The following is a 22,502-nucleotide window of genomic DNA, read 5'->3' as shown; positions in this document are numbered from 1 at the left end:
CCCCGGGGCGTACGGGCCGTGGGCCGCACGGCTCGTGGCTGTACGGCTCGTGGCCGTACGGAAGTCACAGGCTCGTCAGGAGGTCGTCGAGGGGGCCCGGCACCCGCCCGGTGTCGAGGGCCTCCGCCAGGAGGTGGCCGTAGCGGATCTTGCGGCCCTTCTTCGTGCCGAGGAAGCGCCGCAGTTGCCGCTGCCGGGACCGGCCGTCCTGTGCGGGCTGGTTCAGGAAGGTCTGCCAGGGCCGCAGGTCGCCCTCCGTCCGGATGATCTCCTCGACCCGCTCCGGGCCCAGCGCGCGGATCAGCTCGTCCTCCAGGTCCGCCACGCAGACGAAGAAGTCCCCGGGCGGCGCCCCGGCCCGCTTCAGGCCCCGGTCGTAGAAGCCCCGCTCGCCCTCGTCGCACAGTCCCGTCAGGCGCAGGCCCAGGCCGGGCGGTCCGAGGAGGGCGGCGTAGCGGGCGATGTTCATCGCCCCGCCCATCGGGACCACGCACACGCCTTCGGCCGCGAGGTCCCGACCGTGCCGTGCGGCCAGGGTCTCCACGGCCGCGAAGTCGCTCGGCCCTTCCAGGAGCACCGCCGTCCGCAGCCCCAGGGCCACGGCCAGTTCCCTCGCCGCGTCGCCGGAGCCGCCGGCCGCCCAGCGGCCGATCCCGTCCCGGAACGCGTTCATGTCCACCATGGGGCGAGTCTGCACGTCCGCGGGCCGGGTGCGGTACGGAATATCCCGGGGCCGGCGGCCTGGCCGGGCGGCCGGCCCCGGGGTGGCGGCCACGGGGTGGTGGCTACGGCTCCCTGGGGGTCAGGCGGCAGCGGGCCGGGCCCGCCGCCTGGAGGGTGATCGCGGAGGTGAGGGGCACCTCGGTGTCGATGGCCTCGAAGTCGTACCGCTGGAGGATCATCGCCAGGGCGATCACCGACTCCAGCATCGAGAAGTGCTGGCCGATGCAGGCGCGCGGGCCGCCGCCGAAGGGGAACCAGGCGTACCGGGGGCGGGCGGCCTCCGCCTCGGGCGTGAAGCGGTCGGGGTCGAAGCGCTCCGGGTCCTCCCAGTAGTCCGGGTGGCGGTGGGTGACCCAGGGGGCCACGACGACGTCCGCGCCCGCCGGGACGGCGACGCCTCCGATCTCGGTGGCGGCGACGGCGCGGCGGCCGACGACCGGGGCGGCCGGGAAGAGGCGCATGGCCTCCTTGAGGACCCGGGTGACGTAGGGCAGCGCGTCGAGGTCGGCGGCGCCGGGGGTGCGTCCGGCGAGGACCTGATCGACCTCTTCCCGGGCCCGCTTCCGCGCCTCCGGGTGGAGGCCGAGCAGGTGGAGGGCGAAGCCTAGGGAGGTGGCGGTGGTCTCGTGTCCCGCGAGCAGGAAGACGAGGACCTGTTCGCGCAGTTCGGTGGCGTCGAAGCTGCCGTCCTCGGCGCTCTCGGCGCCGACGAGGAGGGTGAGGAGGTCGTCGCCCTCGTCCGACGTCCGGCCGGAGCTCCGGCGCTCGGCGATGATGCGGTCGCAGACCTCGTACAGCGCCCGGTGGACGGCCGCGGCCCTGCGGTTGCCGGGGGTGGGCCAGTTGCGGGGGACGTTGAGGGGGGAGAAGCCCCGGCGCAGCACGTAGGCGCCGAGTTCGGGGAAGCTGCGCTCGACGATCTGGACGGCCGCGTCGACGTCGGTGCCGAAGAGGATGCGGGCGACGGCGCGCAGGGCGAGCCGGGCCATCTCCTGGAGGACGTCGACGGACTCGGCGCCGTCGTCGCGCCACTCGCCGGTGAGGGTGGCGACCTCGGCGGCAATGGCCGCCGCGTAGCTGTCGACCCGGCGGCGGGTGAAGAGGGGCTGGACGAGTCGGCGCTGGCGGAGGTAGTCCTCGTCCTGACTGGTGAGGAGGCCGTTGCCGAAGGACTCGCGGACCTCCTGGTAGAAGGCGTTGTCCTTGCGGAAGTTGGCCGATTCCCCGGCGAGGACCTGCTGCGCGCCCTCGGCGGAGAAGACGCCGTAGAGGGTGGCGCGGACGCCGGGCGGTCCCGCGGTGATCCGTACGACGTCCCCGTGCTCGCGCCGGGCGCGCAGGAAGGTCTCCAGGGAGTCGTTCTTGAGGTCGAACATGGAGCCGAGCAGCGGGATTCCCGCGAGTTCGGGCGCTTCGGCACCGGTGGTGACGGTCATGGACGGTTCCCCCTCGTTCGTCGCCTGCGGTGATTCTCTCCCAGGAAGTGACTCACGGGTAGGGAGGGAGGAACAGCGTTTTGGATCTGGCCTGTTGGCGTGAAACGGTCGGCTGTCAGTGGGGTCTGGGAAGCTCGTGGCATGGACCGAACCCCACCGTCGGAGCACCCCGGGCATCCCGGGCGCCCCGAGATGACCCTGCAGCTGACCATCGACTGCGCGGACCCCCAGCGTCTCGTGCCCTTCTGGCTGGAGGCCCTGCGGTACGTCCCCGATCCGCCGCCCGCCGGCCACGCCACCTGGCGGGCGTACTGGGAGGCCATCGGCGTTCCCGAGGAGGAGCTGGGCGGGGACGCCGGGGAGCTCCCGGAGTCCATCGTGGACCCCCGGGGCACGGGTCCCCGGGTCTGGTTCCAGCGCGTCCCGGAGCCGAAGACCGTCAAGAACCGCGTCCACCTCGACCTCAAGGTCGGCGGCGGCCGCGAGGTCCCGCTCGCGCTGCGCCGCGAGCGGGTGGACGGCGAGGTGGCCCGGCTGACGGCGATCGGCGCCACCATCCTGTACGCGATGGACGAGCCGAACGGCATGGACTACTACGCGGTGGTGCTCCAGGATCCGGAGGGCAACGAGTTCTGCCTCGTCTGACTGGTCTCCCGTTTTCGCTGTCACCCGTCTCTCCCGTTCACTGTCACCCGTCGCCGTCCGTGGGCCCCCTTGCCCCCGAGGCGTCCCGGGCGGTCGCGGCGGAGGCCGTGGGTGTCCCGCGCCCTCGCGGCGGAGGCGGGCGGCGGTGTCCGTTCCGTACCCTGGCGACATGCGTATGCGCCCCACTCTGAGCTGGACACCCGCCGAGGACCTGCCGCCGGGCAGCACGGATCCGGAGCCGGTCGTCGACGCGCTGGGCGCCGGTGGCGTGCTGGTGCTCAGCGGGGCGGGCCTCTCCACCGAATCGGGCATTCCCGACTACCGGGGCGAGGGCGGGAGCCTGAGCCGGCACACCCCGATGACCTACCAGGACTTCACCGCGAGCGCCCAGGCCCGGCGCCGCTACTGGGCCCGCAGCCACCTGGGCTGGCGCACCTTCGGCCGGGCCCGCCCCAACGCCGGGCACCGGTCCGTGGCCGCCTTCGGGCGGCACGGCCTGCTCTCGGGCGTGATCACGCAGAACGTCGACGGTCTGCACCAGGCCGGTGGCAGCGAGGGCGTCGTGGAGCTGCACGGCAGCCTGGACCGGGTCGTCTGCCTCTCCTGCGGCGCCTTCAGCGCGCGCCGCGACCTCGCCCGGCGGCTGGAGGAGGCGAACCCGGGCTTCGATCCGGTGGCGGGCGGGATCAATCCGGACGGCGACGCCGACCTCACCGACGCGCAGGTCGGGGACTTCCGTGTGGTGCCCTGCGCGGTCTGCGGCGGCGTCCTCAAGCCGGACGTGGTGTTCTTCGGCGAGGCCGTCCCGCCGCGGCGGGTCGAGCACTGCCGCGAGCTGGTCCGCGAGGCGACCTCGCTGCTGGTCCTGGGCTCCTCGCTCACGGTGATGTCCGGGCTTCGGTTCGTCCGGCAGGCGGCCCAGGCCGGGAAACCGGTGCTGATCGTCAACCGGGATCCCACCCGGGGCGACCGGTACGCCGTCACCCGCGTCGCGCTCCCCCTGGGCGCGGCCCTCACCACAGTGGCCGGCCGTCTGGGCGTTCCCGTCGACAGCGGCGCGTGACAGTGTGACGTCATGATGATCAGAAAGGGCGATGCCGCGTAGGCGCCCCAAGGCCGTCCGCGCCGAGCGGTGGCGGCCCCGTGGACATGTGGTGGTCCGGCGGATCCACGGTGTTTCCGCGAGGACGCGTGCGGCCGTCCGCCGCGTCGAGGAGGAGCGGGTGCGGCCCGGTGCGGTCGCCGATGCGCTCGCCCGTTTCGCGTGGACGTTCCGGCAGCCCGGTCGCTATCTGAACGCTTCCGAGGTCCGGCAGCCCGGCCTGGAGGTGGAGGACGCCCGGGACGACCTGGAGGAGGTCATGCTCCACCTCCCCCTCGGCGCCCGGCGCGATCTCGGCCGGCTGGTCGCCCGGATCGACGAGGAGTTCGAGCGCCGCACCCTGCCGAACCCCCGGCCGGTGCGCGTACGGGCGTCGGACGGCTGGTGGTGGGCGAGGACCCGCGAACGGTGACGGCGGTACGGGCCGGGTCCCGCGTGCGAATGATCACATGGAGTTCAGCTCCAATCCCCCTTCTCGTGAACGGTGTTGCTCGATACTCGCGAGTAGTCCGATCGCCGTCCGGGGGAGGAAGCACCATGAAGATCCGTCCGTTCCACACCGTTCCGCTCGTCGTCTCCGCCGTCCTCCTCACCGGCTGCTCCGGATCCGCCCAGGAGCTCGGATACGGGGAGAAGGCCACCGGTGAGGACATCGACGTGACGGTGCTGCGCGTGGAGGCGGGGAGCTCCTCGGACCTGGCCGTACTGGAGGACGCCTCCCGGTACACCGGGCGGACGCCGTACTACCTCCACTACCGGGTCACCAAGAACAAGGAGGGGTCGGTCAAGGGTCCCGACTTCGACGTCGAGGGCGGCAAGGGGCGGCTCACCCTCCTGAACATCATGCCGGGCTTCCCCTCCCCCACCGTCGGTCCGGACGGTCAGCTCAGCTACTCCGAGGCGCCGAAGTTCGACAAGTGCACCGACACCCATACGTCGGCGGAGTTCGCCAAGGCCTCCAAGGGCGAGAGTTACGAGGCCTGCTCCATCTACCTCACCGACGAGGGCGACGGTGCGGCGCCGTCCGGCGTGAAGTGGGTCGAGGGCGATCGGCGCGAGGAAGTCGCCGTCTGGAAGTGACCGCGGCGCGGGCCGTCGGCGGTGCGGATCAGCCCGCGCGGCGGGCGGCCCAGACGGTGCGCTCGGTCCGTACGCCGAGGTCTTCGCGGCGCAGGAGGCTGTGGGGTCCGTCGGTGTCGAGGAGCCGGTCGAGCGCGGCGAGGTCTTCGGGCGGGAGCACGTCGGCGACGCTTCGGCGGATGCGGCGCAGCCCGCCGAGGGCGTACGCGCCGATCGTGTCGTCGCCGGAGGCCTCGATGTTCACGGTGATCGTGCGTTCGCCGTCGAGGGCGAACCCGGCGGCGGTGAGCATCGGTCCCCAGTCGGCGCCGCGGTGGGGCACGTGCTCGGCGTGGAAGCGTTCGCCCGCGGTGTGGCAGCGCTCCTCCAGGCCGGGCCGGTCCTCCGGGGCGTCCTCGGGCAGGAAGCGGGGGAAGCCGGCCAGCTCGACCACCGTGAGCAGTCCGCCGGGGGCGAGGAGGTCGTGGACCCTGCGCAAGGCGCGGTCGGGGTGGAGCATGTGGTGCAGCGAGGCCGAGGCCCAGACCAGGTCCGGGGTGCCGAGGTCGGGCCAGTCGGCCCGATCGAGGTCGGCCTGCACCGTGCGCACGCGCCCCTCCGCGCCCCGGGCGCACGCCTTCTCCCTCAGCCGCTGGAGGTGCTCGGCCGAGGAGTCGACGGCGGTGACGTGGGCTTCGGGGAAGCGGTCGAGGAGGGCGAAGGTGCCCGCTCCCGTGCCGCAGCCGAGGTCCACGATCTCGCGCGGGGGCGTCCGGACGGGCAGCCAGGAAATGAGGTCGGCGGTGTGCTCGGCGAGGACTTCGGCATCCAGGTCGAGGATCTCCGCCTGGCTGTCCGCGTCGTGGGAGTGAGAGGGAGTGTGGGAGTGGGAGTGAGAGGGCGTGCGGGCGTGGGCGTGGGAGTGGGTGTGCGCGGGGGAGCCGGAGTGCGAGGGGAGGTGTGCTCGGGTCATGCCTTCACGCTAGGGCGTCCATGCGCCTGAGGCACGACTTCATCCTGTTTGGGCAAGACATTCGCCCCGTCCGCTGCTCCGGGCGCAAGAAACGGCCGCCCGTACCGTCTCATCGGCCCGGCGACTCGCGGGAGTCGCGGTCGCCGTCGTCCCGCTGGTGGCCGCGGCGGGCGTCGCGGTCGAAGATGCCCAGGACCTCGCACGGCCCCCCTTCCGCGCCGATCGCGTGCGGCATCATCGTGGGGAACTCCGCGGCCTGGTTGGTCTCGATGCGGAAGCGGCGGTGCCCCAGCAGGAGGGTCGCGGTGCCGGACAGGACGACGAGCCATTCCCGTCCCGGGTGCGCCCGCATACGGGAGGGGTTGTCCGGCGGCGGGTCGGTGATCCGCTGACGGATGACGGTCATGCCCGGCTCGCCCTTGATCGGCCAGCGCATCTGCCCGCGCGTGCCGTCGATCATCGGGCTGATGACGACGTCGTCGGCGGCGGTCTCCACGAGCTGGTCGAGCGTGGTGTCCAGGGCGCGGGCGAGGACGACCAGCTGGTCGAGGGCCAGCCGGCGCCGGCCGTTCTCGATGCGGCTGAGGGAGGACTGGCTGAGCCGGGCGCGGGTGGCCAGCTCCTCCAGGGACCAGCCCTGAGCCACCCGCAGGGCGCGGATCCGCTTGCGTACCAGGCCGTCGAGATCCTCGTCTTCTTGCTGCATGGGCAGCATCGTATGCGTCTGCCGCAAAGCCCGCCCGACGTCGGCAGCCGACCCGCGCCGGACGGACGTCACGGTTGCGGGGTGCCGGAGCGGCGCCGGTCGCTCTCCTCCCGGAGGGCCTCGGTGCGGTGGGTGAGGGTGCTGACGCGCTCGGCCAGGTCCGGATGGAGAGGGCCGAGGTGGCGGTGAGTACGGGCGAGGGGCTCCAGGAGGAGGGCCGGGTCGCTGTCCGCGAGGGCTTCGCCGAGGTCGTGCCGGAGGGCGGCGGGGAGGGCGTCGAGGGCGGTGATCTGACCGGCGAGGCGGCGCAGGTCGGCCGCGTTGCCCCGGGCCCAGGTGGTGACGGTGCGGTCGGCGGCGCGGCGGTCGCGGGTGGCCTGGACCCGCTGCTCGCCGGTGGCGCCGGGGCTGCCGGGGCGCACTCGCAGATAGCGGCGCTCGGCCGCCTGCCGGCTGGTGACCCCGAGGGGATGGGCGAGCTCGGCCCAGCTGGCGCCCGCGTCCCGCGCGGCCTCGATGAGGCCGGGCTCCCAGTCGGCGAGCCGCTCGCGCAGTTCGCGCAGGAGGAGGAGCGCGGCGAGCGCGTCCTCGGAAGAGGTGGCCGCGGGGGTTCCAGGGGTGTCCGGGGCTCTCGTCACCCCTGCCTCCCGCGCGGTCTCGCCCATCGCGGCGAGGGCCGCGAGGGCCGCGTGAAGGCTGACGGGAAGGTCGCCTCCTGTCATGGGACCACATCCTCTCCGCTTGTCGTCCGTTCGTTGACGTTAGACTTGTCGTCCATCCGTTGACATGTTACAACGGTGTCAGGTGAAGCGCATTGGCAGTCTCACTGCCCGATCCGACTGGAGGTGTTTCGCGATGTTGATGCGCACCGACCCGTTCCGCGAGCTCGACCGCCTCACGCAGCAGATGCTGGGCACGACCGGCACGTGGTCCCGTCCTTCCGCCGTCCCCATGGACGCCTATCGCGAGGGCGACTCGTACGTGATCGTCATGGATCTGCCCGGGGTGTCGACGGACGCGATCGACATCGACGTCGAGCGGAACATGCTGACGGTCAAGGCCGAGCGGCGGCCCGTCGTCAAGGCCGACGACGTCCAGATGGAGCTGTCCGAACGGCCCCTCGGCGTCTTCTCCCGGCAGCTCGTACTGGCCGACACGCTCGACACCGAGAAGATCACGGCCGACTACGAGGCGGGCGTCCTGACCCTGCGGATCCCGATCGCCGAGCGCGCGAAGCCCCGCAAGATCGCCATCGGCCGCGGCGACGGCCGCAAGCAGATCAGCGGCTAGCCGCCCCCGGGGCGGGGGCGGGGCCGGAAGCCCGTCTCCCCTCCCCCGCCCGCCGCTCCCCCGTCACTTCGCCTCCCCGAAGGAAGGGGCCGTGATGAGACCGCGATGGCATACGTTCCTCGACCGCGTCCGGGAACGCGGCGACTACGACACGCCTCAGGAGGCCGAACGGGCCGCCCGCGTCGTCCTGGGGCTGCTCGGCGCCCATCTGGTGGGCGACGTGCGGGCCGCGCTCGCCGCGCGCCTCCCGGAGACCTTCGCCGTCGTCCTGCTCAATCCCCTCCAGGCCGCCGAACCCCTCTCGCCGGAACGTTTCGTGCGCGCGACGGCCGCCTGGATCGAGGGAGCCACGGAGAGGACCGCGGCCTGGGACGTCGGCGCCGTCCTCAGCGTCGCCGCCGACGCCGCCGGAGAGGAGCTGACCGGCCAGATGCTCCTCCAACTGCCGCCCGGCTACGACCTCCTCTTCGGCCGGCCGCACCTCTCCCGGTGAGTCCGGCCCGTCCCCGACCCACCCGGGCCCTGCCCGCCCTTGATCTCCCCTTCCCCTCCCGCTCCGTCGAACCCCGTCCACTCCGCCCGGTCCGACCGGCCGGGCCCGAAGAGAACGGCGATACGCACCCTCATGACCCTCCGGACCGAGACGACGACCTCCACCACCCCCATGGCCCCCATGACCTCCACGGTCTCCGCGCCGGCACGCGGCGGGACGTCCTACTCCGCCCTGCTCGAACGGGTCCGCTACGAAGGCGCCTACCCCACCCGCGAGCGGGCCGAGGAGGCCGTGCGGTCCGTACTGGCGGCCCTCGGGCGGCAGCTCGTCGGTGACGAGCGGGTCGACCTCGCGGCCCGCCTTCCCGTCGAGGCGGCCCTGGTCTTCACCGCCCAGGTGCCCGCCACCACCCCCCTCACCGGCTGGGAGTTCGTCAAGGACCTCGCCCACCGCACCGGCGGCAGCCCCGCCACCACGCGCTGGGACGTCGGCGCCGTCCTGGCCCCCGTCGCCAAGCTGGCCGGCCCCGAACTGGTCGACCGCGTCATCGACCGGCTCCCCTCCGGCTACGCCCTCCTCTTCGGCAGGGCCGAGCTCCAGCCGCACCGGCACACAGCCCGCACAGCCCGTGCGGCTCATCCCTTCGCGGACCGGGGAGCCGCATAGGAGTTCCCCGGAAACGTCACCCGAACGAGGGGTGTGGGCTTTCCGCCCCGTTCCGCTGGAGCCGACCGGGTAAGTATGATCAAGCGATGTCTGATATGACCGAGACCACGCCCGGCTGGCTGTCCACGGACGAACTGGAGATGGCCAGGGGCCACATGCCCATCCTGTACGTCGAGGCCGTCCCCGTGCGCGTGGACGACAGCGGCGAAGTCACCAGCGTCGGACTGCTCCTGCGCATAGGCGCGGACGGAACGATCAGCCGCACCCTGGTGTCCGGCCGTGTCATGCACCACGAGCGGGTCCGTGACGCGCTGCTGCGCCACCTGGAGAAGGACCTCGGCCCCGTGGCCCTGCCCCGGGTGCCCGCCTCCCTCCAGCCCTTCACCGTCGCCGAGTACTTCCCCACGGCGGGCATCACCCCGTACCACGACCCCCGTCAGCACGCGGTGTCCCTTGCCTACATCGTGCCGGTGACCGGTGACTGCCGTCCGCGTCAGGACGCCCTCGACTTCGTCTGGTTCAGCCCGCAGGAAGCGGCCTCCCCCGCCGTGCAGGGCGAGATGCCGGGCGGTCGGGGAGTACTCCTGAAGCAGGCGCTCGCGCACGTCGGACACACCTACTGAGGCCGTTCCCGCGCGGGAGCCGGTGACCGCGCGGGCCCGGCGTCCGGGCCAACCGGGGCGGGCGCACTGCGTGGCGCCGTCCCGGTGGCGACCCCGCGCGCTTACGGTGCCCGCATGACGACAGCACCGGAAGGGAACCCGGCCGAATCGGCCGACGTCCGTGCGGCGCGCGCGGCCATCGAGGCCCATCTGAGCCGTACGGACCCGGAGCGGGAGCCGGACGCCGCCGGGGCCACCGGCTCCCCGGCTTCCCCGGAGGGGCGGGACGAGGGCGGGCGGGACGGCGGTCGTCGCGTCGACGACGCCACGGCGGAGCGCATCGCCCGCGAGGCCTGGGACGCGGTGGCGGCCGCCACCCCGCCCCCGCCCGACCCCGGTACCGACCCGGCTCCCGCGCTGGGCGCCCGAGAGCCCGAGGAAGTCACCGAACTCCGCAGGCGGGCGATCGCCGTCGCCCGCGGTCTGCACCAGCTCGGCTACCACCTCGACGAGACGCTCCTGCCCGGCCCCGACATGGCCGCGGGCTAGCGGGGGCGCCGGGCGATGAGTTCCCGTCGCCCCGGCGGTCTCTCCTGTCGGACACCCGACCGACAGAGGAGGACTCATGGTGGACGGCGTCTGGCCGATGGTGCACGCGGAGCGCGCCGCGCTCGTCGAGGACCTCGCGCGTCTCGACGAGGAGCGGTGGGACGAGCCGTCGCTCTGCGCCGGGTGGACCGTGCACGACGTGGCCGCCCATCTGGTCGACACGGCCCGTACGACACGTCTGGGGTTCGTGATCGGGCTCGCCAGGGCGAGGTTCGACTTCGACCGGCAGAACGCCCTGGGGGTGGCCCGCGAGCGCGGCGCCACGCCCGGGGAGACGCTGGAGCGGTTGCGTCGGGTGGTGTCGCGGAGGTCGACGCCCCCGGCGCCCCTCGACAGCCGGCTCGTCGAGGAGGTCGTCCACGGCGAGGACATCCGCCGCCCCCTGGGCCTCACCCGCGCCTATCCGCCCCCGGCCGTCGTACGGGCGCTCCGCCTGCAGGCGCGGACCCCGGCGTCGTTCGGCGGGGCCAGGGAACTGCTGACCCGCGTCCGGCTCTCCGCGACCGACGCCGAGGTGCGGATCGGCGCGGGGCCCGAGGTCACCGGGCCCGTGCTCTCCCTGCTCCTGGCCGTCTGCGGGCGGGAAGCGGCGCTCGGCGACCTGGACGGGCAGGGCGTCGCCGTACTGTCGGCGGGCTCCTAGCGGGAGCGCTCTCGGTCCTGGCCTTAGCCTCGGTCCCCATCCCGGTCCCATCGGTCGCAGAACCTTCACACGAGCCGTCGCGCGTCGGACGCGGATCCGGGCACCCGCACGGGGAGCGAGGAAACGCGGTTCGGCGAGGCCGACGCGTTCGACGAGGAGGAAATGTGCCGTGGTTGCGATCGCCGTTCTCCTGCTGCCCCTGCTGGGACTGCTCCTGTTCCTCATGGACCGGGTCGAGGACCGGGTGACGAGTCCGCCGAGGGCTTCGCGCCACGCCGGTCGGCGGCACCTCCGGCTGGTGCGGAACCCCGACCGGCCGGTCGGGGAGCGCCGTCCGGCGCGGCACCGGTCGGTCCGGGGCCGGTCCGCGTCCGGGGACGGGACCGGCACGGGCGCCGAACGGGCCGACGCGGCCTGAAGACGCCGCCTGACGACGTGGGCTTACGCACGCGGGGCGGGGGCACCCGCAGGGGCATGGCCACATCTCACCATGCAGGAGACGAACAGCGCGGCGACGAGGCCGCGGCGCGGGAGACGCCGACGCCCGAGGAGGTCGGCCCCGGGCCCGAAGTGGAGCGGCGCGCGCCGGACGCCCCCACCGAGCTGAAGGGCCGGTCCTGGCTGGGGGTCCTCAAGGGGTCGGTGCGGGAGTTCAAGGACGACGAGCTGACGGACCGCGCGGCGGCCCTCACGTACTACGGCATCCTGGCCCTCTTCCCCGCGATCCTGGTGCTCCTGTCGCTCCTCGGCATCAGCGGGAAGTCGACCACCGACCGGGTGATGGAGAACCTGCGGCAGCTCACCCCCGGCCCGGCCCGCGACGTGCTGAACAACGCCGTGGAGCAGCTCCAGGGCCAGGCCGGCACGGGCTCGGTCATGGCGGTCGTCGGCGTGGTGCTCGCCCTCTGGTCCGCGTCCGGCTACGTGGGGGCGTTCATCAGGGCGGCCAACCAGGTCTACGACATGCCGGAGGGTCGCCCGGTCTGGAAGCTCCTTCCCGTACGGGTCGGGATGACGGCCGTCCTGATGGTCCTGGCGGTGATCAGCGCCCTGATCGTGGTGTTCACCGGCACCCTGGCGCACCAGGCGGGGACCGCCCTCGGCATCGGCGACACCGCGCTGACGGTGTGGTCGATCGCCAAGTGGCCGGTGCTCGTCCTGCTGGTGTCCGCCATGATCGCGCTGCTGTACGGGGCCAGCCCCAACGCCAAGGTCAAGGGGTGGAAGTGGGTCACCCCCGGCAGTGTCCTCGCCCTGCTGATCTGGATGCTCGCCTCCGCCGGGTTCGCCCTGTACGTCAGCCAGTTCGCCTCGTACAACAAGACGTACGGCACGATGGCCGGCGTCATCGTCTTCCTGGTGTGGCTGTGGATCAGCAACCTCGCCCTGCTCCTGGGCCTCGAGTTCGACGCCGAGGCGGTGCGGCAGCGGGCCGTGCTCGGCGGGATGCCGCCGGAGCGGGAGCCGTACACGGAGCCCCGGGACACGCGCGCCTGGGACGAGGAGGACGTGCGCCGGTTCGAGGAGCTCGACCAGGACGGGAGCGTCGGGGAGCAGGGGTCGCCCGATGACGCCCCCGCGTCCGGGAAGCGCGCGTAGGGGCCGATCCCGTCCCGTCGCGGCGAAGCACTCGGGCGCATGAACCCCTCGAAACGGGTCATATGCGACGCATGAGGACAGGACAGCGGACGCCCGCGCCCGGCACCGTCGTCGTGGTCACGGGCGCGTCGAGCGGGATCGGGCGCGCGGTGGCGCGGGCCTTCGCCGGGTGCGGCGCGCGGCTGGTCGTCACCGCCCGCAGTGCGGACGTCCTGGACGAGGTGGCGCGGGAGTGCGCGGCCGCCCATCCCCGCGCCGAGGCGGTGGCCGTCCCCGCCGACGTCACGGACGCGGCCGCGACGGACCGGGTCGCGCGGACGGCGCTCGACCGGTTCGGCCGGGTCGACGTCTGGGTGAACGCGGCGGGGGTCGGCGTCCTGGGCCGCTTGGACCGGGTGCCGCCGGACGACGTGCGCAGGCTGTGGGAGGTCAACGTCCTGGGCGTCCTCCACGGGGTGCGGGCGGCGCTCCCCGCGATGCGCCGCCGGGGCCGGGGCGTCATCGTCGACCTCTCGTCCCTGCTCGGGGGCGCCGTCGAGGCGCCGTACCAGGGGCCCTACGCGGCCTCGAAGGCCGCCCTGATCACCCTCGACGAGGTGCTGCGCCAGGAGCCGGCGCTCTCCGGGGACCACGGGATCGCCGTGTGCACCGTCCTGCCGACCGGTGTCGACACCCCGTTCTTCCGGCACGCGGCCAACCACACGGGCCGCCGGATGCGGGCCCTGCCGGCCGTCGCCACCCCCGAGCGGGTGGCGGCGGCCGTCGTGCGCGCGGCGGTCCGCCCCCGGCGGCGGGTGACGGTCGGGCCGGGAGCGCGGCTCCTGCCGGCCGCCCACGCCGTGGCGCCCGACCCGGTGCGGCGCCTGATCCGGCGGCGTACCGAGAACCACTACTTCGACTCCCCCGGCACGGCCCCGGTCACCACCGGCATCCTGCACGACCCGTCCGGGGACACCGCGGCGGTGTCCGGCGGCCGGCACGCGCGGATCCGTACGGCGGGCCGCCGGGCCGCCGCCCTGGCCGCGGGAGCCGGCGCGGTCGCCGGTGCCCTCCGCGTCCGCTCCCGACGTCCCTCCTGAGGAGATCCCCGCCATGGCACAGTGGAACCGTCTCGTCGAAGCCACTCCCGAGGAGGTCTGGTCGGTCCTGAGCGACGGCCGGCTGTACTCCCGGTTCGTGGTCGGCACCCACGACACGTGGGAGGAGGACGGGGAGTGGCCCGCCCCGGGGTCGCGGCTGGGCTACGTGCTGAAGCTGGGGCCGAAGGCGTACCGGGGCCGCACCACCTCCCGGATCTGCGAGCCGGGCCGCCGCCTCGAACTGGAGGCGAAGACCGACCTGGGCACCGCCCGCATCGCCTTCCGGCTGGTGCCGTGGGGCGCCGACACCCTCGTCATCGTGGACGAGCACCCCCTCCGGGGCCCCGCGGCGCGCTGGCACAACACGGCCGTCGACACCCTGACGCGCTGGCGCCACCGGGGGATGCTGGCGCGTCTGGAGGACGTCGCCACCTCCCGGAGGAAGAAGACCGGGCGGCGGCAGGACGCCGACGAGAGGCGGGAAGCCGGCCGGGGGCGGGGGGTCCGGCCGTGACGGCGCCCGACGCGGTGGTCGTCGGCGCCGGGCCCAACGGTCTGGTGGCGGCCAACGTCCTCGCCGACGCCGGATGGCACGTCGTCGTCCTGGAGGCCACGGACGAGCCCGGCGGGGCCGTGCGCAGCGACCGGGGCGTCCACCCCGACTACGTCCACGACACGTTCAGCGCCTTCTATCCGCTCGCCGCCGCGTCTCCGGTGATCCGGGACCTCGCGCTCGACCGGTACGGGCTGCGCTGGAGCCACGCCCCCGCCGTCGTGGCCCATCCGCTCGCCGACGGGAGCTGCGCGGTCCTGGACCGCGACGTCGGGGGGACCGCCGCCTCGGTGGCCGGTTTCGCCGCCGGTGACGGGGCGGCCTGGGAGCGGCTGCACCGGCTCTGGCGCGGTGTCGCCGACGACCTGATCGGGTGCCTGTTCACCCCGTTCCCGCCGGTACGGGCGGGGGCGCGGCTCCTCGCCCGGACCGGTCCGAACGACGCGCTGCGGCTGCTGCGCACGATGCTCCTGCCCGCCCGGCGCTTCGGCGAGGAGCACTTCGCGGGCGAGGGCGGGAAGCTGCTGATCGCCGGGAACGCGCTCCACGCCGACCTGGGCCCCGAGTCGGCCCTCGGCGGCGGCTTCGGCTGGCTCATGAGCATGTTGGGACAGGACCACGGCTTCCCCGTGCCCGTGGGCGGCGCGGGCCGGCTCACCGACGCGCTCGTGGCGCGGCTGCTCGACCGGGGAGGCGAGCTGCGCTGCGGCCATCCCGTGGCCCGGGTGGTGGTCCGGGGCGGCCGGGCGGTCGCCGTCCGCACCGACGACGGCACCGAGGTACCCGCCCGGCGGGCGGTCCTCGCCGACGTCCCGGCCCCCCTGCTGTACGGGCGCCTCGTCGGCGAGGAGCACCTGCCGCCCCGGCTCCGCGCCGATCTGCGCCGCTTCCAGTGGGACTTCGCCACGGTCAAGGTGGACTGGGCCCTCGACCGCCCGATCCCCTGGACCTCCGAGGGGGCGCGCCGCGCCGGGACCGTGCACGTGGCCGAGGGCATGGACGCGCTGACCCGCTTCGCCGGGCAGATCGCCATGCGGCAGGTGCCGGAGGTGCCGTTCACCGTGCTCGGGCAGATGACCACGGCGGACCCGAGCCGCTCCCCCGCCGGTACGGAATCGGCGTGGGGCTACACGCACGTTCCGCAGCGCGTCCGGTCCGACGCGGGGCCGGACGGCATCCGGGGGCGCTGGGACGAGCGCGAGAAGGAGGCGATCGCCGACCGCGTGGAGGCGGGCGTCGAGCGCCTGGCGCCCGGGTTCCGCGCCGCCGTGCGCGCCCGGCGGGTCCTGGCGCCGCCCGATCTGGAACGGCTGAACCCGGCCCTGGTGGGCGGGGCCGTCAACCAGGGCACCACCAACATGCACCAGCAGCTGGTCTTCCGTCCCGTGCCGGGCACCGGGCGACCGCGCACCCCGATCCGGGGCCTCTACCTGGCCTCCGCCACGGCGCACCCGGGCGGCGGCGTCCACGGGGCGCCCGGCGCCAACGCGGCCCGCGCCGCCCTCAGGGGCCCGCACCTCCCCCGGCGGCGCCGCTGAGGGACCGGAGCGGCCCCCTCTCGCGCGTCCCGCGAAAAAGGCGGGAGAAACGCGGCCGGTGATGTCGAGAAGCCGTGCCCCGCTCCGTCCCAGGGGTGAACGCGACCACAATGGGCCGCACCCCCTCCGAGGAGAGACACCATGGCCAAGTACCTGCTGCTGAAGCACTACCGGGGCGCTCCGGCCGCCGTCAACGACGTGCCCATGGACCGGTGGACGCCGGAGGAGATCTCGGCGCACGTGCGGTACATGAACGACTTCGCGGACCGGCTGCGGGAGAGCGGCGAGTTCGTCGACGGCCAGGCGCTCGCCCCCGAGGGGGCGTGGGTCCGCTACGACGGCGAGGGCCGCCCGCCGGTCACCGACGGCCCGTTCGCCGAGACCAAGGACCTCATCGCCGGCTGGATGGTGATCGACGTCGACGACCACGAGCGCGCCGTCGAGCTGGCGGGCGAGCTGTCGGCCGCCCCCGGGGCGGGCGGGAAGCCGATTCACGAATGGCTGGAGGTGCGCCCCTTCCTGACCGCGCCGCCCACCGTCACGGAGTGGTGTCACTGATGGACGAGGCCCTGCTCAGGGGCCTCGTGCCGGGCATCCTCGGGATCCTCGTCCGCCGCGGGGCCGACTTCGCGGCGGCCGAGGACGCCGTGCAGGACGCGCTGGTCGAGGCGGTCCGGGTGTGGCCGGCCGATCCGCCGCGGGATCCGAAGGGCTGGCTGGTCACCGTGGCGTGGCGCCGGTTCCTCGACGCGACCCGGGCGGACACCGCCCGGCGCCGGCGCGAGGGCCTCGTCGACGAGGAGCCGGCTCCCGGGCCCGTGTCCGGAATGGACGACACGCTCCGGCTCTACTTCCTGTGCGCCCATCCGTCGCTGACGCCGTCGTCGGCGGTCGCGCTCACGCTGCGGGCCGTGGGCGGCCTGACCACGCGGCAGATCGCCGGGGCCTGTCTGGTGCCCGAGGCGACCATGGCGCAGCGCATCAGCCGGGCCAAGCGGACGGTCTCGGGCGTGCGCCTCGACCGGCCCGGTGACGTGGCCACCGTGCTGCGCGTCCTCTACCTCGTCTTCAACGAGGGGTACTCGGGCGACGTCGACCTCTCCGCCGAGGCCATCCGGCTCACCCGGCAGCTCGCGGCCGTGATCGACCACCCCGAGGTGGCGGGGCTGCTCGCCCTCATGCTGCTGCACCACGCCCGGCGCGCGGCCAGGACCGCGCCCGACGGCGCCCTGGTGCCGCTCGCCGAGCAGGACCGGAGCCGGTGGGACACGGGGGCGATCGCCGAGGGCGTCGGGATCCTCCAGGCGGCCCTGGCGCGCGACCGGCTGGGCGAGTTCCAGGCCCAGGCCGCCGTCGCGGCGCTGCACGCCGACGCGCCCACGGCGGAGGAGACGGACTGGGTGCAGATCGTCGAGTGGTACGACGAGCTCGTGCGCCTGACCGACAGTCCGGTCGTCCGGCTCAACCGCGCGGTGGCCGTCGGCGAGGCCGACGGGCCCCGGGCCGGCCTGGCGGCGCTCTCGGTACTGGACGGCTCGCTGCCCCGGTACACGGCGGTGGCGGCGTACCTCCACGAGCGCGCCGGTGACCCGGCGACGGCGGCGCGGCTGTACGCCGAGGCGGCCCGCGCGGCGCCCAACCTGGCCGAGCGGGACCATCTGACGCGGCGGGCCGCCCGGCTCAACGCCGACCTGGATCGCTGAGGCCCCGGCGAAAAGCAGTCGAGGAACCGCCGGAAGCCGCTGGAAACCACCGAAGCCACCGGAAGCCACTGAGGCCGCCGAGGAACCGATGAGGCCACTGAAGGCCGCCGAGGCCGCCGACCAGGGCGTACTCCGGGTCCGGGGGCCGTCGCGGTCCGGCCCCCGGGCGCGGTCGCCCCCGTGCATGAATCGGCCGGTGATGGGCAGCCGCCCCCGTGGCGGCCGGGGCCCTGGCGGCCGTGCAGGTCGCCGTCAGGCGAGTGGTCGGCGGAGCCGAACGAGGCGGCGCCGGGTGCTCGGAGGCGAGCGGCACGTCGTGTGGTTCGCGGAGGCGGACGATGAGCTTTCCCCTGCCCGACAGCGTCGATGCCCTCAAGGACATGATCGGCCGCGAGGTCACCTCGCTGCGCGCGGCGGTGCGCCGGAGCGCGGAGCGGCCGCCGGGGGTGCCGTCCGGCACCGAGCGGGCGTCGCCGGTGCAGTCCCTGGCGGTGCTGCCGCCGTCCGCCGAGACGGGCGAGGCGTCGCCGTGTCTGTGCGGCAGCCACGAGCCGGGTACGCGCGGGGCCTGTTCGATACTCGCCGCGATCCCCGCCTCGGCCGTACTGCTCGAACCGCTGTGGAACGAGTCGGGGGGCATCCCGGACTTCCGGATCGTGGCCGGCAACCGCATCCGGTCGGTGGAGTGGCTGGAGGAACCGGACCACCAGGTCGGACAGCGGTTCCTGGAGGCGCGGCCGGGCGCGGCGGACTCGGGGCTGCTCGCCGCCCTGACGGACGTGGTCGGCACCGGCAAGCCGCTGAACGGGCAGGTGGTGGACTACACGGAACAGCGGCTCGGCCGGATCCACCGCACTCCCCTGCTGTACACCGCCGCCCGGTGCGGCGAGCAGCTCCTCGTGACGTGGCGACCGCTGCAGAGCACGGCGGAGCTGATGACGATCGACGCCCAGTTCATCGCCTCGATGGGCTGGGGGAACTGGGACCTGCTCTCCGGGAAGGTGACCTGGTCGGAGGGGCTCAGCCGGATCCTCCACGCCGACGTGCGGATGCCCTGGTCGCTGGACCAGCTGTGCGACGCGCTGCTGCCGGACGACCTGACGGCGTTCGCCGAGTTCCTGACGTCGGTCCTCGCGGGCGAGGAGCCCGCCTGGACCCGGATCCGTTTCGTGGTGCTCGGCGAGGTCCGCACGCTCGACCTCCTCGGGCGGCCGGCCACCGGGACGGACGGCAGGGCGTGGGCCCTCAACCTGGTGGCCCGCGACCTCACGCCGCAGATCCGCAGCCGACGGCGGCTGGCCGAGACGGAGCGGGAGACCGACCACCTGCGGCGGCAGGCGGAGGCGGAGCGGAGGATCGCGGACACGCTGCGCGAGGCGATCCTGCCGACGCACTCGGAGGCGCTCGCGGCGGTCGGGCTCACGGTGGCGGCCTCCTACCGTCCGGCCGAGCCCGACGCGGCGGTGGGCGGTGACTGGTACAAGTGCCGGCTGCTGCCGGACGGCCGGGTGCTCGTGGCGATCGGCGACGCGTCGGGGCACGGCCTGGAGGCCGTGGCGCGGATGGCGCAGCAGCGGCACGCCCTGGCGGGCCTGGCGCAGACGGGCGCGTCCGCCGGAGAGATCACGACCTGGCTGAACGAGCTGGTGTGCAGCGATCCGGCGGGGAAGACGGCCACGGTGGTGGTCGGTCACCTCGACGAGGAGAAGGTCCTGCACTGGGCCGACGCCGGTCATCCCGCGCCGCTGCTGCTGCGCGACGGGCGGGCCGAGCCGCTGGAGGCCAAGCAGCGCGGCCCGCTCCTGGGCGCGCTGCCGGGGTACGCGTACGAGACCTCGTCGACGCCGCTGCGCGCGGGCGATCTGCTGGTCCTCTACACCGACGGGATGGTCGAGCACCGGGGCGAGGACGTGACGGTGGGGATCGCGCGGCTGGCGGACGCGGTGACGGCCTCCTCGTCCCTGGAACCGCGCCGGCTGATCGACGCGCTGCTGGCCGATCCCGAGCTCGCGGGCCACGAGGACGACGCGTGCGTCCTGGGGATCGGGGTGGACTGAGCGCCCGGCAGGTCGTGCGGCCGCCCCCGTACGGCGCGTCCCGCGGCGGCGGGCCGGTGCGGGCCCGGGGCGTGACGCTCCGCTCCCCTCGTCCGTTGAGCGGACCGGGGAGGGTGTGTGGTCGGCGGACCGCCGGGGAACGAGACGGTGTTCACGCCGCCGGGCGCCGGTCCGCCGTCCGGAGCACGGCCCCCGCACTTCACCGCCCCCGCCGGGGCGCCGCACCGATCGGAGAGAGATGACGACGCCTTCCGCACCCGACGGGTCTCCCGGTACGTCGATGACCGACGAGGAGTACGGGCTGCTGCGCGCCTCCGCCGCCCTGTGGGCCGGGACGTCCGTACTGATCACCAACGCGTACGGGCAGGTCCTGGTCCAGCGCGTCGACTACCGGCCCTGGCGCCTCCTGCCGGGCGGGGCCGTCGACAAGGGCGAGTCCCCCGCCCGCGCCGCCGCCCGGGAGCTGGAGGAGGAACTCGGCGTCACGGCGGCCGTCGACCGGGGCCTCGCCGTCGACTGGGTGTCCGTCGACGGCTTCGGCGCGCCCGGGGTCATGCGGTTCCCCGGCGAGATCGTGCACGTCTACGAGGGAGGCGTCTGGGACGAGGACCGGATCGCCTCGATCCGGCTGCCCGGGCACGAGGTCGAGGCCGTGGAGTTCGTCGAGCCCGCCGACCTGCCCGGTCTGATGATCCCCGGCGACGCCCGCCGCGCCCTGTCCGCGCTGCGCGCCCGCGTCGACGGGGCCGGCCCGGCGCTCCTGGAGGACGGCGTCCCGGTCGCTCCGGGCGTCCTCGACCGGGTCGGCGCGCTGCGCACCGCGCGGGACCGCGACCACCGGCCCTTCCGTCCCGTCCCCGTCCCGGACGGCCTTCCGGTCCGCGGGTCCTCGGGCTGGCTGTTCGCCCCGGACGGGCGGGTGCTCGTCCTGCTCGATCCCGACACGGGCGCGGCCCGGCTGCCCGGGGGTGTCGCCGAAGCGGCGGACCACGGCGACCCCGGGGCCACCCTGGCCCGCGAAGCCGACGGGGCGGCCGCGGCCGTGTTCGCCCGTCCCCTGTACCTCGGGCACCTCCTCGCCCCGGACGGTCCGGACGGTCCGTACGCGCTCGTCCGGCACGCCGCCGCCCTCACCCGTCTCGGTCCTCCGTCCGTCGATCCGGTCACCGGCCGCGCGCCCGTCCGGGCCCTGGCCACTCCGGAACAGGTGCGGGAGCTCTTCGACTGGGGCCCGCACGGGGCCGAGCAGCTCGCGGCCGTGCACCGGGCCCGGGCCCTCCTCGGCATCCCCCGGGCCGCCCGGCAGACCGTCACCGAACTCGCCGCGCCCGTCGCCTATTAGGGCCTGTCCGAAAGTGTGCGGGCGACGGCACTTCCGGTTCTGGTGCCGTCCGTCCGCCCCCACCAAGATGGTTCACAGTTGAACAATCAAGAGCGGTGGGAGAGTCGTGATGGGTGCGGGGCAGGTCGTGACGGTGTACGGCGCGTACGGGCACACGGGGCGGTTCGTGGTGGCGGAGCTGCTGGACCGGGGGTTCGTACCGGTCCTGGCCGGGCGCGACGAGGGCAAGCTGCGGGCGTTCGCGGAGTCCCGCCCGGGGCTGGACGTACGGCCGGCCACGGTCGACGATCCGGCCTCGCTCGACCGCGCGCTGGCCGGCGCGGACGCCGTGGTCAACTGCGCCGGCCCGTTCGCCTCGACGGCGGGGCCGGTGATCGGGGCGGCCCTGCGCGCCGGGATCCCGTACGTGGACGTGGCGGCGGAGATCGAGGCCAACCTCGACACGTTCGCGCACTTCGCGGAGCGCGCCGCCGCCGCGGGCGTCCCGGTGATCCCCGCGATGGCGTTCTTCGGCGGTCTCGGCGACCTGCTGGTCACGGCGGCGATGGGCGACTGGACGGAGGCCGACGAGGCGCACGTCGCGTACGGGCTGAGCGGCTGGCACCCCACCGCCGGGACCCGTACGGCGGGCGCGGTCTCCCGGGAGCGCAGGGACGGCCGGCGCGTGGTGTTCGCCGGCGGGAGGCTGGAGTACCGCGACGACGCGCCGCCGGCCCTGGAGTGGACCTTCCCCGAACCACTGGGAGTCCGGTCCGTGATCGGGGAGTTCACCATGGCCGACGTCGTCACCGTCCCCAGCCACCTGGCCGTTCCCGAGGTGCGCACCTACATGACGGCCGAGGCGGCGCGGGACCTGGCCGCCCCCGACACTCCGGCGCCGGCCGCGGCCGACGAGCACGGGCGGTCCGACCAGACGTTCCTCGTCGACGTCGTCGTGCGCTCCGGGGGTGAGGAGCGGCGGGCCGTGGCGAGCGGCCGGGACATCTACGCCGTCAGCGCGCCGCTCGCCGTGGAGGCGCTCGACCGCGTCCTCACGGGCCGGACCGGGGCGGTCGGCGTCGCCTCCGCCGGGGCGGCCTTCGACGCGGCCGCCTTCCTGCGCGCCCTGTCCCCGCACCTCTCGGTCGAGCTGCCGGAGTAGTCCTCCGGGCCTCCGGCGCGGGAACGCGGCGGCGTGTTTCCCGAACCCGGGTGTTTCGAGGTGGTCTTTGCGGCCAGACGCGACATTGGAGGCATTCACGAACCGATGCGAGGAGGACGACCGGGATGGCCAAGGTGTCGCATCTGCCCGGGCGGGCGGAGCACCAGTGGAACTGGCAGATGTCGGCAGCGTGCCGCGGCGTGGGGACCGAGGTGTTCTTCCACCCCGAGGGCGAGCGGGGGCAGGACCGTGCGGCGCGCGAGGAGGCCGCCAAGGCGGTCTGTGCGGCGTGCCCCGTACGCGTCCGCTGTCTGGAGCACGCGCTCAGCGTGGCGGAACCCTACGGGGTCTGGGGCGGGTTGACGGAGCAGGAGCGCGAGCAGGTCCTGCGGAGCGGAGCCGCCGCGGCCTAGCGGTCGCCGCCCGGCGGAGCGGGGGCCGGGCGGGTGGGGGGGGGGGGGGGCCCCCGGGGGGGGGGGGGCGCCCCCCCCCCCCCCCCCCCCACACCCGAGCCGGACCACCCACCCCCCCCCCCCACACCCC

General features: G+C 74.6%; 26 protein-coding genes. 21 read left to right on the top strand and 5 right to left on the bottom strand.

The window, feature by feature from the left end; genetic code table 11:
* Positions 1-64: 64 nt before the first annotated feature.
* Positions 65-682 (bottom strand): TOPRIM nucleotidyl transferase/hydrolase domain-containing protein, encoded by a 618-nt coding sequence (locus ACIQVI_RS06760; protein ID WP_403591903.1) that lies wholly within the window; start codon positions 680-682, stop codon positions 65-67.
* A 103-nt stretch (positions 683-785) separates the two neighbouring features.
* Complete coding sequence (locus tag ACIQVI_RS06755) at positions 786-2,159, bottom strand: cytochrome P450 (protein WP_403591900.1); 1,374 nt, start codon at positions 2,157-2,159, stop codon at positions 786-788.
* Between the two features lie 141 nt (positions 2,160-2,300).
* Here ACIQVI_RS06755 and ACIQVI_RS06750 point away from each other — a divergent pair, with 141 nt between their 5' ends.
* The 4 genes from ACIQVI_RS06750 to ACIQVI_RS06735 all read left to right on the top strand — a co-directional run bounded on the left by ACIQVI_RS06750 (position 2,301) and on the right by ACIQVI_RS06735 (position 4,986).
* A complete protein-coding gene (locus tag ACIQVI_RS06750) occupies positions 2,301-2,804 on the top strand; it encodes a VOC family protein (RefSeq protein WP_351970347.1) in 504 nt (167 codons plus the stop codon).
* Between the two features lie 169 nt (positions 2,805-2,973).
* Positions 2,974-3,867, top strand: a complete 894-nt coding sequence (locus ACIQVI_RS06745) for an NAD-dependent protein deacetylase (protein ID WP_403591897.1) — start codon at positions 2,974-2,976, stop codon at positions 3,865-3,867.
* A gap of 31 nt (positions 3,868-3,898) precedes the next feature.
* Positions 3,899-4,318, top strand: coding sequence for a hypothetical protein (locus ACIQVI_RS06740; protein WP_403591894.1), 420 nt, complete (start codon positions 3,899-3,901; stop codon positions 4,316-4,318).
* Positions 4,319-4,443: 125 nt separating this feature from the next.
* Complete coding sequence (locus tag ACIQVI_RS06735) at positions 4,444-4,986, top strand: hypothetical protein (RefSeq protein WP_403591892.1); 543 nt, start codon at positions 4,444-4,446, stop codon at positions 4,984-4,986.
* 28 nt (positions 4,987-5,014) lie between these two features.
* Here ACIQVI_RS06735 and ACIQVI_RS06730 read toward each other — a convergent pair whose 3' ends face one another.
* The 3 genes from ACIQVI_RS06730 to ACIQVI_RS06720 form a co-directional block, all read right to left on the bottom strand.
* Positions 5,015-5,938 carry a class I SAM-dependent methyltransferase gene (locus ACIQVI_RS06730; protein ID WP_403591889.1) on the bottom strand — a complete coding sequence of 308 codons (924 nt, stop codon included), beginning with the start codon at positions 5,936-5,938 and terminating at the stop codon, positions 5,015-5,017.
* 109 nt (positions 5,939-6,047) lie between these two features.
* Positions 6,048-6,644, bottom strand: a complete 597-nt coding sequence (locus ACIQVI_RS06725; protein ID WP_351970342.1) for an XRE family transcriptional regulator — start codon at positions 6,642-6,644, stop codon at positions 6,048-6,050.
* Between the two features lie 68 nt (positions 6,645-6,712).
* Positions 6,713-7,366 (bottom strand): type III effector protein, encoded by a 654-nt coding sequence (locus tag ACIQVI_RS06720; protein ID WP_403591886.1) that lies wholly within the window; start codon positions 7,364-7,366, stop codon positions 6,713-6,715.
* A gap of 133 nt (positions 7,367-7,499) precedes the next feature.
* Here ACIQVI_RS06720 and ACIQVI_RS06715 point away from each other — a divergent pair, with 133 nt between their 5' ends.
* The 17 genes from ACIQVI_RS06715 (at position 7,500) to ACIQVI_RS06635 (ending at position 22,372) form a co-directional block, all read left to right on the top strand.
* On the top strand, positions 7,500-7,934 hold the full coding sequence (locus tag ACIQVI_RS06715; protein WP_351970340.1) for an Hsp20/alpha crystallin family protein: 435 nt from the start codon (positions 7,500-7,502) through the stop codon (positions 7,932-7,934).
* Positions 7,935-8,028: 94 nt separating this feature from the next.
* The gene (locus ACIQVI_RS06710) at positions 8,029-8,427 is read left to right on the top strand and encodes a DUF2267 domain-containing protein (RefSeq protein WP_351970366.1); all 399 of its coding nucleotides are present in this window, start codon (positions 8,029-8,031) and stop codon (positions 8,425-8,427) included.
* 180 nt (positions 8,428-8,607) lie between these two features.
* The gene (locus tag ACIQVI_RS06705; RefSeq protein ID WP_403592306.1) at positions 8,608-9,093 is read left to right on the top strand and encodes a DUF2267 domain-containing protein; all 486 of its coding nucleotides are present in this window, start codon (positions 8,608-8,610) and stop codon (positions 9,091-9,093) included.
* A gap of 95 nt (positions 9,094-9,188) precedes the next feature.
* Positions 9,189-9,716, top strand: coding sequence for an NUDIX hydrolase family protein (locus ACIQVI_RS06700; RefSeq protein WP_403592303.1), 528 nt, complete (start codon positions 9,189-9,191; stop codon positions 9,714-9,716).
* 114 nt (positions 9,717-9,830) lie between these two features.
* Positions 9,831-10,244, top strand: a complete 414-nt coding sequence (locus ACIQVI_RS06695) for a hypothetical protein (RefSeq protein WP_403591883.1) — start codon at positions 9,831-9,833, stop codon at positions 10,242-10,244.
* Positions 10,245-10,320: 76 nt separating this feature from the next.
* Positions 10,321-10,947 (top strand): maleylpyruvate isomerase family mycothiol-dependent enzyme, encoded by a 627-nt coding sequence (locus tag ACIQVI_RS06690; RefSeq protein ID WP_403591880.1) that lies wholly within the window; start codon positions 10,321-10,323, stop codon positions 10,945-10,947.
* A 169-nt stretch (positions 10,948-11,116) separates the two neighbouring features.
* Positions 11,117-11,365 carry a hypothetical protein gene (locus ACIQVI_RS06685; protein WP_403591877.1) on the top strand — a complete coding sequence of 83 codons (249 nt, stop codon included), beginning with the start codon at positions 11,117-11,119 and terminating at the stop codon, positions 11,363-11,365.
* A 56-nt stretch (positions 11,366-11,421) separates the two neighbouring features.
* Entirely contained in the window at positions 11,422-12,546 is a 1,125-nt protein-coding gene (locus tag ACIQVI_RS06680) for a YihY/virulence factor BrkB family protein (protein WP_403591874.1), read from the top strand.
* Positions 12,547-12,617: 71 nt separating this feature from the next.
* On the top strand, positions 12,618-13,625 hold the full coding sequence (locus ACIQVI_RS06675; RefSeq protein WP_403591871.1) for an SDR family NAD(P)-dependent oxidoreductase: 1,008 nt from the start codon (positions 12,618-12,620) through the stop codon (positions 13,623-13,625).
* A 13-nt stretch (positions 13,626-13,638) separates the two neighbouring features.
* On the top strand, positions 13,639-14,139 hold the full coding sequence (locus ACIQVI_RS06670; RefSeq protein ID WP_403591868.1) for an SRPBCC family protein: 501 nt from the start codon (positions 13,639-13,641) through the stop codon (positions 14,137-14,139).
* Complete coding sequence (locus ACIQVI_RS06665; protein ID WP_403591865.1) at positions 14,136-15,716, top strand: phytoene desaturase family protein; 1,581 nt, start codon at positions 14,136-14,138, stop codon at positions 15,714-15,716. Before ACIQVI_RS06670 ends, ACIQVI_RS06665 begins: the two co-directional genes overlap by 4 nt.
* A gap of 141 nt (positions 15,717-15,857) precedes the next feature.
* The gene (locus tag ACIQVI_RS06660; protein WP_403591862.1) at positions 15,858-16,274 is read left to right on the top strand and encodes a YciI family protein; all 417 of its coding nucleotides are present in this window, start codon (positions 15,858-15,860) and stop codon (positions 16,272-16,274) included.
* Entirely contained in the window at positions 16,274-17,419 is a 1,146-nt protein-coding gene (locus ACIQVI_RS06655) for an RNA polymerase sigma factor (protein ID WP_403592300.1), read from the top strand. Before ACIQVI_RS06660 ends, ACIQVI_RS06655 begins: the two co-directional genes overlap by 1 nt.
* Before the next feature lie 338 nt (positions 17,420-17,757).
* Positions 17,758-19,476 (top strand): PP2C family protein-serine/threonine phosphatase, encoded by a 1,719-nt coding sequence (locus tag ACIQVI_RS06650; RefSeq protein WP_403591859.1) that lies wholly within the window; start codon positions 17,758-17,760, stop codon positions 19,474-19,476.
* A gap of 280 nt (positions 19,477-19,756) precedes the next feature.
* On the top strand, positions 19,757-20,818 hold the full coding sequence (locus ACIQVI_RS06645; RefSeq protein ID WP_403591856.1) for an NUDIX domain-containing protein: 1,062 nt from the start codon (positions 19,757-19,759) through the stop codon (positions 20,816-20,818).
* A 109-nt stretch (positions 20,819-20,927) separates the two neighbouring features.
* The gene (locus ACIQVI_RS06640; RefSeq protein WP_403591853.1) at positions 20,928-21,959 is read left to right on the top strand and encodes a saccharopine dehydrogenase NADP-binding domain-containing protein; all 1,032 of its coding nucleotides are present in this window, start codon (positions 20,928-20,930) and stop codon (positions 21,957-21,959) included.
* 125 nt (positions 21,960-22,084) lie between these two features.
* Positions 22,085-22,372 carry a WhiB family transcriptional regulator gene (locus ACIQVI_RS06635; RefSeq protein WP_351973401.1) on the top strand — a complete coding sequence of 96 codons (288 nt, stop codon included), beginning with the start codon at positions 22,085-22,087 and terminating at the stop codon, positions 22,370-22,372.
* Positions 22,373-22,502 lie beyond the last annotated feature (130 nt).

The organism is Streptomyces sp. NPDC098101 (assembly GCF_044760185.1).
In the GTDB taxonomy this organism is placed as follows: domain Bacteria; phylum Actinomycetota; class Actinomycetes; order Streptomycetales; family Streptomycetaceae; genus Streptomyces.
The sequence above is the reverse complement of the archived record's forward strand: the minus strand, read 5'-3'. Positions and strand labels throughout refer to the sequence as shown.

What these genes read in the sequence shown, in the direction of transcription:
- ACIQVI_RS06760 (WP_403591903.1), bottom strand. Translation starts at nt 682, where the DNA reads ATGGTGGACATGAACGCGTTCCGGGACGGGATCGGCCGCTGGGCGGCC.
- ACIQVI_RS06755 (WP_403591900.1), bottom strand. Translation starts at nt 2,159, where the DNA reads ATGACCGTCACCACCGGTGCCGAAGCGCCCGAACTCGCGGGAATCCCG.
- ACIQVI_RS06750 (WP_351970347.1), top strand. Translation starts at nt 2,301, where the DNA reads ATGGACCGAACCCCACCGTCGGAGCACCCCGGGCATCCCGGGCGCCCC.
- ACIQVI_RS06745 (WP_403591897.1), top strand. Translation starts at nt 2,974, where the DNA reads ATGCGTATGCGCCCCACTCTGAGCTGGACACCCGCCGAGGACCTGCCG.
- ACIQVI_RS06740 (WP_403591894.1), top strand. Translation starts at nt 3,899, where the DNA reads ATGCCGCGTAGGCGCCCCAAGGCCGTCCGCGCCGAGCGGTGGCGGCCC.
- ACIQVI_RS06735 (WP_403591892.1), top strand. Translation starts at nt 4,444, where the DNA reads ATGAAGATCCGTCCGTTCCACACCGTTCCGCTCGTCGTCTCCGCCGTC.
- ACIQVI_RS06730 (WP_403591889.1), bottom strand. Translation starts at nt 5,938, where the DNA reads ATGACCCGAGCACACCTCCCCTCGCACTCCGGCTCCCCCGCGCACACC.
- ACIQVI_RS06725 (WP_351970342.1), bottom strand. Translation starts at nt 6,644, where the DNA reads ATGCAGCAAGAAGACGAGGATCTCGACGGCCTGGTACGCAAGCGGATC.
- ACIQVI_RS06720 (WP_403591886.1), bottom strand. Translation starts at nt 7,366, where the DNA reads ATGACAGGAGGCGACCTTCCCGTCAGCCTTCACGCGGCCCTCGCGGCC.
- ACIQVI_RS06715 (WP_351970340.1), top strand. Translation starts at nt 7,500, where the DNA reads ATGTTGATGCGCACCGACCCGTTCCGCGAGCTCGACCGCCTCACGCAG.
- ACIQVI_RS06710 (WP_351970366.1), top strand. Translation starts at nt 8,029, where the DNA reads ATGAGACCGCGATGGCATACGTTCCTCGACCGCGTCCGGGAACGCGGC.
- ACIQVI_RS06705 (WP_403592306.1), top strand. Translation starts at nt 8,608, where the DNA reads ATGACCTCCACGGTCTCCGCGCCGGCACGCGGCGGGACGTCCTACTCC.
- ACIQVI_RS06700 (WP_403592303.1), top strand. Translation starts at nt 9,189, where the DNA reads ATGACCGAGACCACGCCCGGCTGGCTGTCCACGGACGAACTGGAGATG.
- ACIQVI_RS06695 (WP_403591883.1), top strand. Translation starts at nt 9,831, where the DNA reads ATGACGACAGCACCGGAAGGGAACCCGGCCGAATCGGCCGACGTCCGT.
- ACIQVI_RS06690 (WP_403591880.1), top strand. Translation starts at nt 10,321, where the DNA reads ATGGTGGACGGCGTCTGGCCGATGGTGCACGCGGAGCGCGCCGCGCTC.
- ACIQVI_RS06680 (WP_403591874.1), top strand. Translation starts at nt 11,422, where the DNA reads ATGGCCACATCTCACCATGCAGGAGACGAACAGCGCGGCGACGAGGCC.
- ACIQVI_RS06675 (WP_403591871.1), top strand. Translation starts at nt 12,618, where the DNA reads ATGAGGACAGGACAGCGGACGCCCGCGCCCGGCACCGTCGTCGTGGTC.
- ACIQVI_RS06670 (WP_403591868.1), top strand. Translation starts at nt 13,639, where the DNA reads ATGGCACAGTGGAACCGTCTCGTCGAAGCCACTCCCGAGGAGGTCTGG.
- ACIQVI_RS06660 (WP_403591862.1), top strand. Translation starts at nt 15,858, where the DNA reads ATGGCCAAGTACCTGCTGCTGAAGCACTACCGGGGCGCTCCGGCCGCC.
- ACIQVI_RS06655 (WP_403592300.1), top strand. Translation starts at nt 16,274, where the DNA reads ATGGACGAGGCCCTGCTCAGGGGCCTCGTGCCGGGCATCCTCGGGATC.
- ACIQVI_RS06650 (WP_403591859.1), top strand. Translation starts at nt 17,758, where the DNA reads ATGAGCTTTCCCCTGCCCGACAGCGTCGATGCCCTCAAGGACATGATC.
- ACIQVI_RS06645 (WP_403591856.1), top strand. Translation starts at nt 19,757, where the DNA reads ATGACCGACGAGGAGTACGGGCTGCTGCGCGCCTCCGCCGCCCTGTGG.
- ACIQVI_RS06640 (WP_403591853.1), top strand. Translation starts at nt 20,928, where the DNA reads ATGGGTGCGGGGCAGGTCGTGACGGTGTACGGCGCGTACGGGCACACG.
- ACIQVI_RS06635 (WP_351973401.1), top strand. Translation starts at nt 22,085, where the DNA reads ATGGCCAAGGTGTCGCATCTGCCCGGGCGGGCGGAGCACCAGTGGAAC.